The sequence below is a fragment of the Thermaurantiacus sp. genome (genome assembly GCF_053487655.1).
In genome coordinates this window covers 1-15,384 of sequence record NZ_JBRCLD010000041.1, presented here as the reverse complement: position 1 = coordinate 15,384, position 15,384 = coordinate 1, and the positions used below count along the sequence as shown (strand labels likewise).

Here is a 15,384-nt window from a genome sequence, read left to right as displayed (position 1 = left end):
AGAAGGCTGCTGACTGCTGAGGGATCGGCCGCTTGCAGAGCCAGATCGACTATTACGAACTCCTGGAAGTGCCACGCGGCGCCGACGAGGCGACGCTCAAGGCTGCCTATCGCCGGGCAGCGATGCGCTGGCACCCGGACCGTAACCCCGGCGATCCGCAGGCTGAGGCACGCTTCAAGGCAGTGAACGAGGCCTGGGATGTGCTGAAGGACCCGCAGAAGCGCGCCGCCTATGACCGCTTCGGCCATGCTGCCTTCCAGGGCGGCATGGGGGGCGGCCGGAGCAGCAATGGGTTTGATGACTTCGCTGGCGGCTTTGCCGACATCTTCGATTCCGTCTTTGGCGACCTCATGGGCCGCGGCCGCGGCGCGCGACGGCCGCAGCGGGGCAATGACATCCGCTATGATCTCGAAGTCGCCTTCGAGGACGCCTTCCATGGCACGGAAGTCGAGATCGCGTTCGAGACGGCTGTTCCTTGCGATGCCTGCGGTGGCTCGGGCGGCAAGCCGGGCTCCCGCGTCATCGCTTGCCCGACCTGCGGCGGGCGGGGCCAGGTGCGGATGCAAAACGGTCTCTTTGTCGTCGAGCGCACGTGCCCCAGCTGCCATGGCGAAGGAGTCCAGATGTCTGACCCCTGCGCCACCTGCCATGGCGACGGCCGGATCCAGCGGCGCAAGACGCTGAAGGTCAAGGTGCCGGCCGGCGTTGATGACGGCACCCGCATCCGCTTGGCGCAGGAAGGCGAAGCCGGACCGCGCGGCACGCCGCCTGGCGACCTCTACATCTTCGTCCACCTGCGCCCGCACCCGTTGTGGAAGCGCGACGGCACCACCTTGTTCGCGCAGGTGCCGGTCAGCTTCGTGACCGCAGCCCTGGGCGGCACGCTTGTGATTCCCGGCCTTGACCAGGCGCCAGTTGAGCTCCGGATTCCGCCTGGAACCCAGACTGGCCGGCAGTTCCGCGTGCGCGGCCGCGGCTTCCCCAGCCTCAATGGCAGCAGCCCCGGCGACCTTGTGCTCCAAGTTGAGCTTGAGACGCCGACGAAGCTGACGGCCCGGCAAAAGGAGCTTCTGGAAGAGTTCCGCTGCATTGAAGAAGGCGAGGCCAACTGCCCCAAGGCCAAGGGCTTCTGGGAGCGCGTGAAGGACGCGCTCGACGGACGGGCAAACTGAATCTTCGGTGCTTGCGTTTCAGGGCCTGGCACCGCAGGGCGAGACTCCATGGAGCAGAAACCCGCCGAGCCCAACTGGCAAGTGGCGATCGAGCGCGCCCTGTTCGCTTCGCGCTGGCTCGTTGTCCCCTTCTATTTCGGGCTTCTGCTTTCGCTTGCGATGCTGTTTGTCATCTTCGTCAAGGGGCTGTTGACCTATCTTCCCAAGCTGGTGACGCTTGATCTTGATACCGTCATTTTGGCGACACTGGCGCTCATCGACATTGCGCTTGTTGCCAATCTCGTCGTGATCGTGGTTTTGGCATCTTACGAAATGATGGTCTCGCGCATCGACACACAGGCCGAGCGGCCAGGGTGGATGGGCGCGCTCGGCTTTGGCGATGTCAAGCTCAAGCTGTTCAGCTCGATTGTCGCCATTTCCGGCATTCAGCTCTTGAAGCTGTTCATGGGCATTGGCGGACCCAACGCGCCTGCGCCTGAGACGCTGTTCTGGCTTGTCATCGTCCATGTCACCTTCGTGGTCTCAACGCTGTTATCCGCCCTTTCGGAATGGATTTCGGCGCAAGCCAAGGGGAAGAAGTAGCCCTCACCTGTTTGAGGCTCGTCTGCCTTGGCGTGCCCGCTCCCGGCATTGCAGCGAAGGCGCTATGGCTTGCAAGCGAGCTTGGGTTGCGCTCAGAGGAAGCGGGCGACGACTTCGCGGTAGGAGCGGGAGACCTTGACCGTTGCCCCCGAGGCCAGGGTTAAGAAACATTCGCCGTTGGTATGGGGTTTCACCTGACGGACATTGTCGAGGTTGACGATGGTCGAGCGGTGGACTCGCTGGAATTTCCGGGGATCAAGCCGGCGTTCGAGGTCCTTCATGGTCTCGCGCAGCACAAGCGTTCGCTCGGCAGTCGAAAGGCACATATAATCGCCGGCAGCATCGATCTTCTCGATCGTGTCGACATCGACTCGGAAGATCTGGCCCTGGTCGCGCACGCTGATGACGCGCTCGTAGCGCTCTGGCCCTCCTTCGGAAGGAAGCTCGAGGGAAGCGACAGCCTCCGGGTCCACTTCGGCCAGGCGGGCAGCGAGCCGCTCCGCCTCTTCGGAGAGGCGTTTTTCGGCAAGCCGCGCCCGCACCCGGTCAAGCGACTGCGCAAGCCGGTCCTCCTCGACGGGCTTCATGAGATAGTCGACGGCTTCGGCCTCGAAGGCGCGGATGGCGTGGTCGGAAAAGGCGGTCACGAAGATGACGAGCGGCGGCGGGATGTCGGCAAGCGCGGAGAGGACGGCAAAGCCGTCGAACGTCGGCATCTGGATGTCGAGGAAGACGAGATCAGGCCGCTCAGTGCGGATGGCGCGGATCGCTTCGCGGCCGTTCATTGCCGTGCCGACGATCTCGATGTCCGAGTGGCGTTCGAGACGGTGGCGAAGGCCCTGGATCGCGAGGGCCTCATCGTCAACGAGAAGGGTACGGATGGGCATGTCAAGCAACCTCTCGTGGTTCGCGCAGACCTGCAACAGCAGCAGTTGCCGCGAGGTTGGAGGATGGGGTCTTGCTGGTGGGACTGGTGGCCAGCTCTGGCTCACCGGCGAGCTGGCAGGGCACATCGATTGTCACTCGAAGCCCCGGCCCCAGAGCCTGCCCCCTCGCTGCGGCGGCCTGAACCGCCTCTGAACCAAGCGCAGGCGCCAGCTCGAAACGGTGGTCAGCGCCATAGACTTGGTGCAGCCGCTCGCGGATATTATCAAGGCCAAGACCAGTGCCGACATGGCTTGGCCCGGGCCCGCCCGGGCCGAGGCCGGGACCTGTGTCTGCCACTTCGACGAGAAGGCGACCGCGTTCGATCCGGGCGGAAATGAGGATGTCGGCGCCGTCTTCTTGCGGCGTGACCGCATATTTGACTGCGTTTTCAACCAAAGGCTGGAGCAGGAGCGAAGGCAGGCGTGCGGCCTCGGCCTCGGGCGTCACGTCGAAGGCGACCCGCATCCGCTCGCCAAAGCGGATGCGCTCGATCTCAAGGTAGAGCCGGAGCGCCTCCACTTCCTGGGCGACGGTTGCAAGCCCGGCGCGTTCGCCGACCAGCGTGTAGCGCAGGAAGGAGGAGAGGCGCGAGAGCATCGCGTTTGCCTTTTCGGTATCACCGACAAGGACGAGGGTGGAGATAGAATTGAGGGTGTTGAAGAGAAAGTGCGGGTTGAGCTGGTAACGCAGCATCTCAAGCTGGGCGCGGCTCGCCTGGCTCTCCAGGCGGGCGAAGCGCTCGGCCTGCTCATCCAGCATGAGATAATAGTTGATGCCAAAGTAGAGTGCAGTCCAGGCGCCGAGGACGGCAAGGGTCAAGAGGATGGCGCCGAGGAATTCGACGCCGACCGGGCGCCAGTCGGGCCGATAGAAGGTGGCATGGGCCCAGACTTCGATGGTTGAGAAGAGGATGGCCCCAGCCATCACAATGAGAAGGGTCAGGCTCCAGACCCAGACCGGCTTCATGCGGATAATCCGCCGGTAGGCGGCGGCCATGAGGAGGGTGATGGAAAAGCCAGTGATGGTGACAAGGATGGCCGGCAGGATGAAGGCAACGCCCATGGCATTCGCAAGCCCACCCAGCGTGCGCAGCAGGAAATAGCCGCTCCAGCCGGCGATCTGGAGAGTCCAGAAAGCCCGGTTCCGGTCGGCGAAGAAGCCGCGGCGGTCGAGCGGGAGCGAGGCCATGCCCGAGAAGATTAGGATGGCAAGGGGAAAAGGCCAAGCGCAGCCGGCGGCGAGGCCGCAATCGCAACGAGTGCCGCACGGGCGAGGACATCGCCGGCGCTTGCGGGCGCCTTCATTGCCCGCTCGGCAGCAACGAGGGTGGCAAGCGCGGACTCGATCCGAGCCATGGGCCAGCGGGGAAGCGCTGTTGCAAGGGCATCACGCAGCTCGCGCGGAGAGACCGGCGGGCGGCGCGCCTCGACAGCGGCGCGCGGGCTGGCGCCTTTGTCCATCGCGCGCCGCAACGCCTGCAAGAGAAGGAGCCGGCGGCCTGCTGCGCGCAACAGGGGAATGAGGCTGGCGCTGCCATGGGCCGTGAGCTCGCGATCGAGCGCGCGGGCATCCTGGCGGATGAGGGCGACGATGAGGCGGTCGATACTCTCGCTCTCAGTGCCACTGACAAGGGCCTGGAAAAGATCTGCTGGCACGTCACGAGGAGCAGCTGGTGTTGCCTCGGTTGCTGTTGCGAGCTTTTCGATTTCCCGGGCAAGGCGCTGCGGGTCCCCGTCTGCTGCTGCCCAAAGTGCTTCATGCTGGTCGCTGGCAAGGCGAAGGCCAGCCGCACGCGCGGCATCGGCAACCCGATCCCGCCCCGCCTCGGGGCCCAGCGGCCAGGCCTGCACTGCCCGGGCAAGCGGATGCCGGGTTGCAAGCTCGAGCAGCGGCGAACTCTTGGCGAGATCACCAGCTGCAATCACGACCGGGTTGGCAGTCGTGGGGGCCTCGAGAAGAAGGCGGACAGCCGTGAGAATGCGGTCGCTTGCGTCATCGATGCGGATGAGCTGGCGGCTGCCGAAGAGCGAGAGGGCGCAGGCGGCATCGACGAGGCAGCCGGGGTTGGCTTCGAGCTCGGCGGAATCGATATGGATGACCTGGTCGGAGCTGGGGGCGAGCGCGGCGCGGGCCAGGCGCGCAAGCTCGGCAGCACCACTGGCATCGCGGCCGCAGGCAAGCCACAGCCGGACGGCCTCATCCGGCTTGTCGAGCGCGGCGAGAAAGGCTCTTTCCTTGAGGAGCATCGCTTCAGCTGCCGCGGCGGGCAAAGATGGCAAGCCGGCCGACGATCTGGTCTGCAATCGCCTCGGCAAGGCGCTCGCTTGCCGTCACTTCGGCAGCGACGACTGCATATTCGGAGGAGACGACATCGATTCCAGCATCAGCACCGGCGACAGCCTCCAGCACTGGCCTGCCAGTCTCGAGATCGGTGAGCGTGTAGCGCGCTCGCAACGTGCGGCGCTCGCGGACGATCGAGTTGTCGCCGCGCACACCGAAGCCTTCTATGCGGTCGTCGAGGACAACGGTCAGGCGGTAGCGCGCTTTGCTGCCGCCGCGGGTGGACTGAAGCCGCGTGACGAGCTGGTCGTGGACGAGGAAGCCCGTGCGCTCGGGGATGGGGGCGACTTCAACTCCGCCAAGCAGGCCCGCTTCTGTCCCTCGGGAAGCGGAATAGACCGGCTGGAGCTGGCAGGAAGCAGGCAGCAGGGCGAGAAGCGCAAGCAGAAGGGCAGCAGGCCTGCGCATCAGCCGACCAGATTGACCAGCCGGTCGGGGACGACGATGACCTTCTTGGGGGCGCGGCCGGCGAGTGCGCGAAGGGCTCCGGGTGCCGCGAGGGCGCGGGCTTCGGTTTCGGCGCGGTCGAGGCCGCGCGGAACCTGGATCGTGTCCCTGAGCTTGCCATTGACCTGGATTGCAAGAGTCACTTCCTCGTCAACCAAGAGGGCGGGGTCTGCAACCGGCCAGGCGGCATCCGCGACAAGCCCGGTCTCCCCGAGTGCGGCCCAGGCCTCTTCGGCAACATGGGGGGCCATGGGGGCAACCAAGAGGAGGAGGGTGCGGGCGGCCAAGGCCCGGTCGGCCGAAGGTGCGGCCTTCTCGATGGCGTTGGCAAGCTCATGGGCGCGGGCGACGGCCTTGTTGAACTGGAGCCGGTCGATGTCGCTCGTCATGCCATGGATGGTTTTGTGGGCGGTGCGGCGGAGGCCCATGTCCTCGCCTGGGGCCTTGTCGGCAGCCAGCCGGGCAATCCGCCATAGCCGCTGGATGAAGCGGGCGGCCCCCTCGATGCCGGCAATCGACCAGGCGAGGTCGCGCTCAGGCGGGCTGTCGGAGAGCATGAACCAGCGGACGGCATCAGCGCCGAAACGGTCGATGATGGAGTCGGGATCGACCACATTCTTCTTCGATTTGGACATCTTCTCGGCCCGGCCAGCGAAGGCCGGGGCCCCGGTTGCGGCCACCACCCACTTGTCTCCACGGCGCGTGACAGCGGAAGGCTCGAGCCACTGGCCGCTTGCGTCGCGGAAAGTCTCGTGGGTGACCATTCCTTGCGTAAAAAGGCCAGCGAAGGGCTCGGCAAAGCCGATGCGGCCGATGCGATGGAGCGCGCGGGTGAAGAAACGGGCGTAGAGGAGATGAAGGATGGCATGCTCGATCCCGCCGATATACTGGGTGACGGGGAGCCAGCTCTCGGCCTCGGCGCGGTCGAACGGGGCGTCGGCCGAAGGGCCAGCGAAGCGGAGGAAATACCAGGAAGAATCAACAAAGGTGTCGAGCGTGTCGGTGTCTCGCTCGGCAGGCGCGCCGCATCTTGGGCAGGGGACATGCTTCCAGCTTGGGTGAAGGTCGAGCAGCTTGCCCGGCCGGTCGAACCGGACGTCGGTGGGAAGGGTGACAGGAAGCTGGTCGCGCGGGACAGGCACGGCGCCACAGGCCTTGCAGTGGATTATGGGAATGGGCGTGCCCCAGTAGCGCTGGCGCGAAACCCCCCAGTCCCGCAAGCGAAAGACGGTTGCACCAGTGCCCCAGCCCTCGGCCTCAGCGCGGGCGATAACGGCAGCCTTGGCCTCTTCGACTTCCATTCCGTCAAGAAAGTCCGAATTGATGAGCCGGCCCGGCCCGACATAGGCCTCGTCGCCGATGGGCACCGCCTCGTCGCCGGGGGGGGCGACCACGCGGGGCACTGGAAGCATATATTTGCGAGCGAAATCAAGGTCGCGCTGGTCGTGCGCCGGGCAGCCAAAAATGGCGCCAGTGCCATAGTCCAGAAGCACGAAATTGGCGACGAACACGGGCAGCTGCCGCCCGGGCGCAAGCGGATGGAGGACAGAAAGCCCGGTGTCATGCCCGCGCTTCTCGGCCGTCTCGGTTGCCGCAGCAGCCGTGCCGGTCTTTCGGCATTCGGCCACGAAGGCGGCGAGGCCCGGGTCGGTCTTGGCAAGGGCGATGGCGAGCGGATGATCGGGAGCAACGGCTGCAAAGCTCGCGCCGAACAGCGTATCGGGCCGGGTTGTGAAGACGTCGAAGCTGGTGGGTGCACCAGGCGGCGGCGCGGCAAGATCGAAGCGGAACTTGAGGCCACGCGACTTGCCGATCCAGTTCTCCTGCATGAGCCGGACCTTCTCGGGCCAGCCGTCGAGATGCGCGAGCGCGGCGTTCAGCTCCTCGGCGAAGTCAGTGATCTTCAGGAACCATTGGGTGAGCTTGCGGCGTTCGACCGGAGCGCCGGACCGCCAGCCGCGGCCATCGATCACTTGCTCGTTGGCGAGCACGGTCTGGTCAACGGGGTCCCAGTTCACGTCCGCCTCGCGCCGCACAACGAGCCCGGCCTCGAAGAGATCGAGAAACAGGGCCTGTTCGCGGCCATAATAGTCGGGGTCGCAAGTGGCGAGCTCGCGGCTCCAGTCGATGGCGAGGCCGAGGCGCTTCAGCTGCGCTCGCATCGCCTCGATATTGGCGCGAGTCCAGCTCTCCGGGTCCACTCCCTTGGCGATGGCGGCATTTTCCGCCGGAAGCCCGAAGGCGTCCCAGCCCATGGGGTGGAGGACATCATGGCCTTGCATGCGCCGCACGCGCGCCAGCACATCCCCCATGGTGTAGTTGCGGACATGGCCCATGTGGATTCGCCCCGAGGGGTAGGGGAACATCTCGAGCACCATGGTGCGCGGCCGGCCTGTCGGTTCATGCGGGGCACGAAAGGTGCCGCGCTCTTCCCAGACTCGCTGCCAACGGACATCGGCTGCAGCGGGATCGAAGGCGTCTGCGGCAGGCGGCTGGGGGGTGGGTGCGTCCATGGCGCTTCAGTCAGCGTGGGGCGACTGCAGCCTGGCGCAGGGCGCGGGCGCGTTCGAGAATAATCTCTTCCAGGCGCTGCACAGTGCCGGCCCGGACAGGCGCCTGCCGCCACTCCCCGCCCTGCCGAACCTGGCGCGTGGCCGACACTTGCAGCGCATCGGCCCTGAGCGCGGCATCGAGAATGAACACTTGCACCTTCATCCGCTCATCGGGCTGGTTCGGATTCTGATACCAGTCTGTCACGATCACTCCGCCCGCCGAATCGACGGTTGCCAGCGGCATGAACTTGAGCGTGGTCAGCGCCGACTGCCACAGCCAGCTGTTGACGCCAATCGACGTGATCTCCGGCCGGGCAACAGCCGGCTCTGGCCGGCTCCTGCGCTCGCAGCCGCCGAGCAGCCCCAAGGCCAGGGAAACCGCCAAGACGAAGCGCGCCCTGCCACTGGTGCGTGCCCTGGAATGGGACGTCGCGCAGGAAGGCCGGATGTAAACACGCAAACCTTCTACTCCCGTTGTCTTGCCAAGGCGCCAACCCAGCGTGCCACCAGCTGACAGCGCTTCCCTGCCGCAGGGGCGCATACCCGTCATCAGGCGTTCACGCCAGCATCCTATCCACGCGCGCAGGAACGCTTGGCGGCCGGGTCGTTGCAGGCCAGCCACACCGGAGCTCGAATCCGGGCAGGAATGCGGCAAAGACTCGAGCCAGGGCGGCAGGGCGTGGGACTTCTGCGCTCAGTGCAGTAGAGGGGGTGTATGGCACGGCGGGTCGAATCAGGCGAGATGGAGAGGGTGCGGATTGCCGCCCTCGCCTTGCTGCTGCTTGCCACGCCAGCAGCGCTTGCAGCTGGCGCTGTGCCGGCCGCGCGCAAGGCGGATGCGGCCGATGTCCCTGGGTTTCGGCCGCGGACGGATGCGCCGGCTGTGCAACCGCTCGATTTCAGCCGGTTCAACTTCACGCTGCCGCGCGAGGCTCCAGGTCGCGGCGGGGCCGCGGCGCGCACGCCTGGGGCCATTTCCGGGCCGGAGCGGAGTTTCCGCTTCACGCCCTCGCGCTCGATGGACGGTCGACCTGTGACGGTTGGCGTGGTGGCGCGCCCGGTGGTTGCTTCCGCCGAACCGGCAGCGCCAGCTTTGCGGACGGTGCTGGGGGCCGCCAGCCGCCCCGCCTCCGGCCCGAGCGGTTACAGCGTCGACATGGCGCTCGGCTGGCAGCGCTTCTCGCTTTCAGGCGGGGTGGACCGAGTCGACCCCGGCAATGGTCTTGCCTTGCGGCAGGAACTCGATGTCGGCCTTTCATACGGCGGCCGGCGCTGGCGGACCGGGATTGTGGCATCCGCCGAGCGCGGCCCGATCCTCTATGCGCCGGTCCCGGCACCCGAGACCGGCGAGCGCTTCGGCCTTGAGGCAACTGGCGCAGTCAATGTTTCGCGGACCTTCTCGGTGACTGGCGGAGTCCGCTATCGCACGGCGCCTCCGGGCTCTGGTCTCCTCGAGCCGAAACGCGAGGAAGAGCGAGTCTATCTGGGCGGCGCGCTCGCCTTCTGAGCCTGCGGGCAGCCGGAAAGGCTACTGATGGCGGCATAGCCATGGAGCGGCAGGGCTGACTGGAGCCGGCGGAACCGAGGCGCCGTCATCCCGCCCAGTGCAATCACGGGGGCGGGCGCGCGGGCGGCAAGACGGGCAAGGCCGTGGGCTCCAAGCGGCCGGGCCCCCGGGTGGGAAGCGGTTTTGAACACGGGCGAGATAAAGAGGAGATCCGCACGCATTCGACCGGCGCGGGCGCGCTCCTGCAGGGTATGCACGGCCATGGTGAGCAGCCGCGGGCGGGGCTGCGGCAGGCGCCGGCTATGGGCGGGAAGGTGCACGGCTGCAGCCCGCGTGCCAGGGGGTGGGGCGGCCACGACCAGCCAGTGGCCGTGCCGCCGCGCTGCGGCCGCGACCTCGCCCAGGAGGGCGTGGCGGGCGGCAGGCGCAAGCCCATAGTGCCGGAATATAATCCCGCTGCCGCGCGGCAGCGCCGCGATGGCCGGGAACAGCCGGTCGCCGAGGCGTTCGTCGGTCATGAGCCAGAGCGCAGGAAGCCGGGGACGCGGTTGCCTAGGCATGGGCCGCAAGTCTAGGCGGGGGCGGTGAAGAAGGCGATGGCCCCGCGCCCCCCGGAACTGTCCGGCACGCCGGCCGAACGGCTGGCTGCGCTCGAGCGCGGACTGGCCGCTGCGGCTGCGCGCGGTGGCCATCCGCCGCCGACGCTGGTGGCTGTTGCGAAGGGCGTTCCGCCTGATGCGGTGCAGCCATTCCTTGCGGCCGGCCACCAGGTGTTTGGTGAGAACCGCGTGCAGGAAGCGCAAGCCAAGTGGACGGCGCTGCGCTCCGAATGGCCGGATGTGGAACTTCATTTTGTCGGCCAGCTGCAGGCGAACAAGGCGGCTGCAGCGGTGGCGCTGTTTGATGCCATCCATTCACTCGACCGCCCGTCCTTGGTTGCCGCTCTGGCACGGGCATGCGCCAAGGCCGGCCGCCAGCCACTCCTGTTCGCCCAAGTCAACATTGGCGATGAGCCGCAGAAGGGCGGCGTGGCGATCGCAGCCTTGCCAGCGCTGCTCGCCGAGGCGCGGTCAGCGGGGCTTGAGGTGGCGGGGCTGATGTGCGTGCCGCCAGTGGACCGCGAGCCGGCTCCCTTCTTCGCGCTGCTGCGGGAGCTGGCGCAGCGGCATGGCCTCGAGCGCCTCAGCATGGGGATGAGCAGCGACTGGGACATTGCGGCAGCGCTTGGTGCCACGCATGTGCGGATCGGCTCGGCACTGTTCGGCGCACGCGTACAGCCTATTAACCTTGATTCCGACAAGATGTTGTAAACAAATGTAGAGCGCCCTTGTTCTGGGGCAAATCCGGCTGCATTTTGCCGTAGAGGTCGCAGGGCGCAGAGTCGCCCTTTTACAATGGGTGCACACTTACGATGGGACTGAAGGAATTCTGTGCGCTGTTGCTGGCTGGTGGAATTGGCGCTGGATCGGTGGTGACGGTGCAGGCCGTGAAAGCGCCGGCGGCCCGCGAAGCGCGCGCAACAAAGCCGAAGCCGCGCCCGGCGGCGGCGCGGCCAAAGCCGAAGCTGCCCGATTGCCCAGTGGTTGTGGCGCCGCTCGGCACGGGGCTCTTTCCCGAGCTTGCCGAGGCGGGGCCCGTTGCCCGGCCGATGGCGGCACCCCTGCCACGCCCTGGCGCGCTCCCGAGTGTCGGTGAAGCGGGCACGGATTGGCCGCTGCTTGTGGCGCCGACCACGGTGCGGCCGCCGCCGAGCCTGCCGGCTCCCGGCACGGTGCCGGATGCAGCGACCTGGGCAATGATGGTGGCTGGCTTCGGTCTCATCGGCCTTGCGCTGCGCCGGCGCGAGCATGCCAGCGCTTGACCCCCGGCGCCCTTTTCCCGTAGCGCCGCCTGCTGCCGGCGCGGGTATGATGTAGTGGTAGCCTGTCAGCCTCCCATGCTGAACGCGCGGGTTCGATTCCCGCTACCCGCTCCAGCCAGGGGCAACGCGGCAACCGGCTGACCGCGCGGATCAAGCTTGGCAGAACGATACAGCCATGCTTTCCTCTCCCGCTCAAGTTCGCTTGGGGGATCAGCTTGAAACACGCCCAGAAGCCTGACCATGTCAGCCTCAACACCCTGCTCCAGCGCATCCGCGAGGGGCATTTCGTCATTCCCGATTTTCAGCGGGAATTCGAGTGGTCGGCCGCCGACATCCGCGGGCTGATGGCTTCGATTTTCCAAGATTTTTTCATCGGCAGTCTCCTGCTCTGGCGCGGAACGCGCAAGAATTTCGAAAGCCTCTCGACCGAACCTATCTACGGCCACCCGGGTGGTGGAACTCCGGTTCAAATTGTTCTGGATGGCCAGCAGCGGCTGACAGCGATACACTATGCCTTTCATGCCCCCGACAAGGTGCTTCCGGGCCGGCAGAACCGCTTCATCTTCTCCATCGACGTCGCCCGCTTCATGGAGGAGGACTTCGATAATGCCTTCCGGCAGGATTGGGGAAACAGATGGTGTCGCCAGATCTTGGAAGTTCCCGAGCGTCAATTCGAGAATCACTGGTTTCCCCTCGCTATCGTCGGGAAGGGAGGGTTTGAGATTTTTCGCTGGGCGCAAGGTTACGAGAGCTTTTGGCGAAGCAGAGCGGGCAAAGAGCCCGAGGCGATACGTTTTGCCGAGAACGGGATGCGCTTCATCGAGCAGATCAAGGACATCATCGAGCAGTATCAGATATCCTATATTGAGCTCGACCGCGACCTTGAGATTGAAAAGGTATGTGATATTTTTACGCAGATTAACAGCAAGGGGGTTCGTCTTGACGCATTCGACCTACTGAATTCACTTCTGAAGCCCAAGGATATCAAGCTAAAGCTTTTGTATCGTTCGGTCGCAGATAGGCTTGAGTTCGCTGAATCTGATCGGATGAACATTTACGTGCTGATGGTTATGTCCATTCTCGCGCAAGAATATTGCTCTCCCAAGTATCTCTACTATCTTGTGCCCGGCGTGCCTAGGACGTTCCGCGATCCGGACGGCGGTCGCCGGGACAGGGTGATCATTGCGGACTCTTCGGCCTTTCTTTCCCGGTGGAACGACGCCGTCGAAGCGCTGGAGCAGGCGTTGCGGCTGCTCCGGCACCCCCAGGAGTTTGGCGTGACCGCCGGACGGTTTCTGCCCTACGCCTCAATCCTGCCGGCGTTCGCAGCCATCAATGCGCGGATCGGCGGGTTGCCTGCCGAGCGGCAATTGCAGGCGCGACGAAAGCTGAACCGCTGGTATTGGGCATCGATCTTCACCAACCGCTACTCGAGCACAGTCGAAACCCGGAGCACGCGCGACTTCATCGATCTCGGGCGCTGGTTCGAAGCTGACGAGGCCATCCCGCCCGTCATTGGCGAGTTTGAAAGCTCCTTCCGCCGGCTCGATCTCGAGCGCGAAACGCGAAGCTCCAGCGCCGTCTACCGCGCCATCTTCAACCTGTTCGTGATCGGCGGCGCGCGGGACTGGGTCTCGGGAACCTTCCCCGAGCCGGATGCGATCGACGATCACCATGTGGTGCCTTCGTCGTGGGGGCAGGCCAATGGCGTCGGGCCACTGATCGACAGCGTGCTGAACCGCGCGCCGCTCAAGCGCGAGACCAACCGGCGATGGATCAACGACAAGTTGCCCAATGCCTATCTGCCGGCGCTGATTGCGAGCAGTGGGGAAGCAGCCGTCAGGGCAAATCTCGAAACGCATTTCATCTCGCCGACCGCGTTCGACATCCTGCTGCGCGATCCCTTCACCAGGGCCGATTTCGAAACCTTCATCGCCGAGCGCAAGCGGACCATTCTGGAAGCGATCGAGAATCTTCTGGTCAAAGCGCGGCTGGACCTCTCGCCGTCGCTGCGCGAGCTCGACTCCGAAATCGAGCGTATCGAGCTCGCGCTGCGGGGGCTGGTGGTCGAGGCAGTGGACCGCCACGGCGCAGCCTTTCCCGAGCATATTGCCGCCAAGGTCGATGAGCGGATGGAGAAGGACCGTCGGCGGGGCCTGCTCGATACCACGGAGGCCGAAGCAGAGACCATGCGACGGGTCCAGTATCTGGATCTTCGGGAGCTGGAGAGCGTCATCACGGCAAAGGCGGCGTGGCCTGCCTTCTCGGCACGTTTCGGAACGCGCGAGCAACTGGCAGCGCGGTTCGGGCAGCTGGCCGAGTTGCGCAACGGGATCCGCCACAGCCGAGCGGTTTCGGAAATCGCCCGGCGGGACGGGGAGGCGGCGATCCTGTGGTTCAAGGCCCAACTGGACCGGGCCGGCTAGCGCTTGCGCCAGAAGAGGGCTGAGACGAGGTAGAGGAGCAGGCCAGCGGGGCCTGCCAGCAGCGTTATGACGAGGCAGGGGAGGAGGAGGAAGCCGGGCATGCGGCGTTTGCCTGCATCCTCGGCCTCCCAGGTGCCGACGAAGAGGTCGAAGGCGAGGAAGTGGATCCAGCCGCCGAGGATCGCCTCGCGGCGGGAGAAGAGGGCCTCGACCCCGGCGAGTGTCGAGAAGCCGGCACCCTCTGGGAGGCTGGGGCCGAGCGCCACTCCACGGACCAGAAGCGCGACATAGAGGCCGGCGAGGACGGCGGCGACGAGCCGGGCGGCGGCAACAAGCAGGTCGCGGGCGCGCAGGAACACCGCGACCGCGAGGATCGCCCAGCCGAGGAGCGCCGCGCTGCTGGCGAGCGAGAAGAGGGTTTCGGCATTGGCCATGGCGCATGTCCTCCGCTAGGGCTTAGGGGCGTGGCAAGCCTAGGCGGCATTGGCGGGGAATGGCAAACAGCGTCGCGGCCAGCGGCCAATGGTCGGCCGCCGCTTTCGCCGCGCGTGGCGCCAATGCTTGCCGCAGGAGGCGCTGAGGCCTTCGCCATTCTCGACCGGGCCCGCGCGCTGCAGTCCCAAGGGCGGGACATCATCGCGCTTTCGATCGGCCAGCCGGAAGCGCCGGCGCCGGCGGCGGCCATTGCGGCGGCGCAGGCGGCGCTGGCCGCGGGCCGCACCGGCTATGCGCCGCTGCTGGGCGAGCCGGCGCTGCGCCGGGCCATCGCTGAGGCTCGAGGTGTGGCAGCGGACGAAGTTGTGGTGCTCCCCGGCGCGCAGGCAGCACTTGCAGCCGTCTTGCATCTCGTCTGCGGCGAGGGGGACGAGGTGCTCTCGCCCGATCCGCATTATGCCACCTATGCCGGGACCGCGGCCTCGGCCGGTGCCCGGCTGGTCGGCGTTGCGATGGACCCGCCGGCGTTTGCGCTCGATGTTGGGCGGCTCGCGCAGGCGATCACAGCGCGGACTCGCGCCGTGCTCGTGAACTCACCGGCGAACCCGACCGGGCGCACCATCGATGCCGCTGGGTTCCGCGCCCTTGCTGCGCTTTGTCTGGCCCATGACCTTTGGCTCATCTCAGATGAGGTCTATAGCGCGCTCACCTATTCGGGTGGGCATGTCTCAGCGCTTGTCCACGGGCCGCCGGGGCGGACCATCGTGCTCGATAGCCTGTCGAAAAGCCATGCCATGACGGGGTTCCGCATTGGCTGGGCGATTGCGCCCGCATGCCTTATGCCGGCGTTCGAGGAGTGGTCGGCTGCGGCCATCTTCGGCGTTGCCCCGTTCGTTCAGGATGCAGCAATTGCCGCGCTCGCCGTGCCCGAGGCGGAACTTCGCGCCTATCGCGCTTCCTTCGCAAGGCGGGCAGGGCTGGCAGCCGACACGCTTGGCAGCCTTCCTGGCTGCACGCTCGCCCCGCCTGACGGGGGGATGTTCGTCTTCCTCCATGTCGGCGGCGATGATCTTGCCTTTGCCCGCGCCCTCCTCGAGGAGGCTCGCGTTTGCGTGCTGCCCGGCTCGGCCTTCGG

15 protein-coding genes and 1 tRNA gene are annotated in these 15,384 nt (G+C 66.2%); 8 read left to right on the top strand and 8 right to left on the bottom strand.

Annotated features, from left to right (window positions below; translation table 11 throughout):
* Positions 1–32 precede the first annotated feature (32 nt).
* Positions 33–1,172: a molecular chaperone DnaJ gene (dnaJ, locus tag ACWIQA_RS04125; RefSeq protein ID WP_448581799.1), complete on the top strand. Its 1,140-nt coding sequence runs from the start codon at positions 33–35 to the stop codon at positions 1,170–1,172.
* A gap of 48 nt (positions 1,173–1,220) precedes the next feature.
* Positions 1,221–1,754, top strand: coding sequence for a TIGR00645 family protein (locus ACWIQA_RS04120; protein WP_448581798.1), 534 nt, complete (start codon positions 1,221–1,223; stop codon positions 1,752–1,754).
* 92 nt (positions 1,755–1,846) lie between these two features.
* Here ACWIQA_RS04120 and ACWIQA_RS04115 read toward each other — a convergent pair whose 3' ends face one another.
* From ACWIQA_RS04115 to ACWIQA_RS04090, 6 genes are read right to left on the bottom strand one after another with little or no spacing between them, the layout of a single operon-like run.
* Positions 1,847–2,641 (bottom strand): LytR/AlgR family response regulator transcription factor, encoded by a 795-nt coding sequence (locus ACWIQA_RS04115; RefSeq protein WP_448581797.1) that lies wholly within the window; start codon positions 2,639–2,641, stop codon positions 1,847–1,849.
* A gap of 1 nt (position 2,642) precedes the next feature.
* Positions 2,643–3,869, bottom strand: a complete 1,227-nt coding sequence (locus ACWIQA_RS04110; RefSeq protein ID WP_448581796.1) for a sensor histidine kinase — start codon at positions 3,867–3,869, stop codon at positions 2,643–2,645.
* 11 nt (positions 3,870–3,880) lie between these two features.
* Positions 3,881–4,960, bottom strand: coding sequence for a hypothetical protein (locus ACWIQA_RS04105; protein ID WP_448581795.1), 1,080 nt, complete (start codon positions 4,958–4,960; stop codon positions 3,881–3,883).
* Positions 4,932–5,429 (bottom strand): LPS assembly lipoprotein LptE, encoded by a 498-nt coding sequence (gene lptE, locus ACWIQA_RS04100; RefSeq protein ID WP_448581794.1) that lies wholly within the window; start codon positions 5,427–5,429, stop codon positions 4,932–4,934. Before lptE ends, ACWIQA_RS04105 begins: the two co-directional genes overlap by 29 nt.
* Complete coding sequence (gene leuS, locus ACWIQA_RS04095; protein WP_448581793.1) at positions 5,429–7,981, bottom strand: leucine--tRNA ligase; 2,553 nt, start codon at positions 7,979–7,981, stop codon at positions 5,429–5,431. The genes lptE and leuS overlap by 1 nt, the downstream gene beginning before the upstream one ends.
* Before the next feature lie 10 nt (positions 7,982–7,991).
* Complete coding sequence (locus tag ACWIQA_RS04090; RefSeq protein WP_448581792.1) at positions 7,992–8,405, bottom strand: DUF3576 domain-containing protein; 414 nt, start codon at positions 8,403–8,405, stop codon at positions 7,992–7,994.
* Between the two features lie 330 nt (positions 8,406–8,735).
* Here ACWIQA_RS04090 and ACWIQA_RS04085 point away from each other — a divergent pair, with 330 nt between their 5' ends.
* Positions 8,736–9,527 carry a hypothetical protein gene (locus tag ACWIQA_RS04085; protein WP_448581791.1) on the top strand — a complete coding sequence of 264 codons (792 nt, stop codon included), beginning with the start codon at positions 8,736–8,738 and terminating at the stop codon, positions 9,525–9,527.
* Here the strand turns inward: ACWIQA_RS04085 and ACWIQA_RS04080 are convergent.
* A complete protein-coding gene (locus tag ACWIQA_RS04080) occupies positions 9,500–10,045 on the bottom strand; it encodes a thiamine phosphate synthase (protein ID WP_448581790.1) in 546 nt (181 codons plus the stop codon). The two genes, ACWIQA_RS04085 and ACWIQA_RS04080, sit on opposite strands and share 28 nt — an antisense overlap.
* 78 nt (positions 10,046–10,123) lie before the next feature.
* Between ACWIQA_RS04080 and ACWIQA_RS04075 the strand changes: the two genes are divergently transcribed.
* The 4 genes from ACWIQA_RS04075 to ACWIQA_RS04060 all read left to right on the top strand — a co-directional run bounded on the left by ACWIQA_RS04075 (position 10,124) and on the right by ACWIQA_RS04060 (position 13,814).
* Positions 10,124–10,837, top strand: a complete 714-nt coding sequence (locus ACWIQA_RS04075; RefSeq protein WP_448581789.1) for a YggS family pyridoxal phosphate-dependent enzyme — start codon at positions 10,124–10,126, stop codon at positions 10,835–10,837.
* A 101-nt stretch (positions 10,838–10,938) separates the two neighbouring features.
* Positions 10,939–11,388, top strand: a complete 450-nt coding sequence (locus ACWIQA_RS04070) for a PEPxxWA-CTERM sorting domain-containing protein (protein ID WP_448581788.1) — start codon at positions 10,939–10,941, stop codon at positions 11,386–11,388.
* A gap of 40 nt (positions 11,389–11,428) precedes the next feature.
* Positions 11,429–11,502: transfer RNA gene (locus ACWIQA_RS04065), tRNA-Gly, on the top strand.
* Between the two features lie 101 nt (positions 11,503–11,603).
* A complete protein-coding gene (locus tag ACWIQA_RS04060; protein WP_448581787.1) occupies positions 11,604–13,814 on the top strand; it encodes a GmrSD restriction endonuclease domain-containing protein in 2,211 nt (736 codons plus the stop codon).
* On the opposite strand, the gene ACWIQA_RS04055 is transcribed toward ACWIQA_RS04060, so the two are convergent.
* Entirely contained in the window at positions 13,811–14,248 is a 438-nt protein-coding gene (locus ACWIQA_RS04055; RefSeq protein WP_448581786.1) for an abscisic acid-deficient protein Aba4 family protein, read from the bottom strand. The genes ACWIQA_RS04060 and ACWIQA_RS04055 overlap by 4 nt on opposite strands.
* Before the next feature lie 123 nt (positions 14,249–14,371).
* Between ACWIQA_RS04055 and ACWIQA_RS04050 the strand changes: the two genes are divergently transcribed.
* Positions 14,372–15,384: pyridoxal phosphate-dependent aminotransferase (locus ACWIQA_RS04050; RefSeq protein WP_448581820.1), on the top strand; the 1,013-nt coding region annotated here is incomplete at its 3' end.

What these genes read in the sequence shown, in the direction of transcription:
- ACWIQA_RS04120 (WP_448581798.1), top strand. Translation starts at nt 1,221, where the DNA reads ATGGAGCAGAAACCCGCCGAGCCCAACTGGCAAGTGGCGATCGAGCGC.
- ACWIQA_RS04115 (WP_448581797.1), bottom strand. Translation starts at nt 2,641, where the DNA reads ATGCCCATCCGTACCCTTCTCGTTGACGATGAGGCCCTCGCGATCCAG.
- ACWIQA_RS04110 (WP_448581796.1), bottom strand. Translation starts at nt 3,869, where the DNA reads ATGGCCTCGCTCCCGCTCGACCGCCGCGGCTTCTTCGCCGACCGGAAC.
- lptE (WP_448581794.1), bottom strand. Translation starts at nt 5,429, where the DNA reads ATGCGCAGGCCTGCTGCCCTTCTGCTTGCGCTTCTCGCCCTGCTGCCT.
- leuS (WP_448581793.1), bottom strand. Translation starts at nt 7,981, where the DNA reads ATGGACGCACCCACCCCCCAGCCGCCTGCCGCAGACGCCTTCGATCCC.
- ACWIQA_RS04085 (WP_448581791.1), top strand. Translation starts at nt 8,736, where the DNA reads ATGGCACGGCGGGTCGAATCAGGCGAGATGGAGAGGGTGCGGATTGCC.
- ACWIQA_RS04080 (WP_448581790.1), bottom strand. Translation starts at nt 10,045, where the DNA reads ATGACCGACGAACGCCTCGGCGACCGGCTGTTCCCGGCCATCGCGGCG.
- ACWIQA_RS04075 (WP_448581789.1), top strand. Translation starts at nt 10,124, where the DNA reads ATGGCCCCGCGCCCCCCGGAACTGTCCGGCACGCCGGCCGAACGGCTG.
- ACWIQA_RS04070 (WP_448581788.1), top strand. Translation starts at nt 10,939, where the DNA reads ATGGGACTGAAGGAATTCTGTGCGCTGTTGCTGGCTGGTGGAATTGGC.
- ACWIQA_RS04055 (WP_448581786.1), bottom strand. Translation starts at nt 14,248, where the DNA reads ATGGCCAATGCCGAAACCCTCTTCTCGCTCGCCAGCAGCGCGGCGCTC.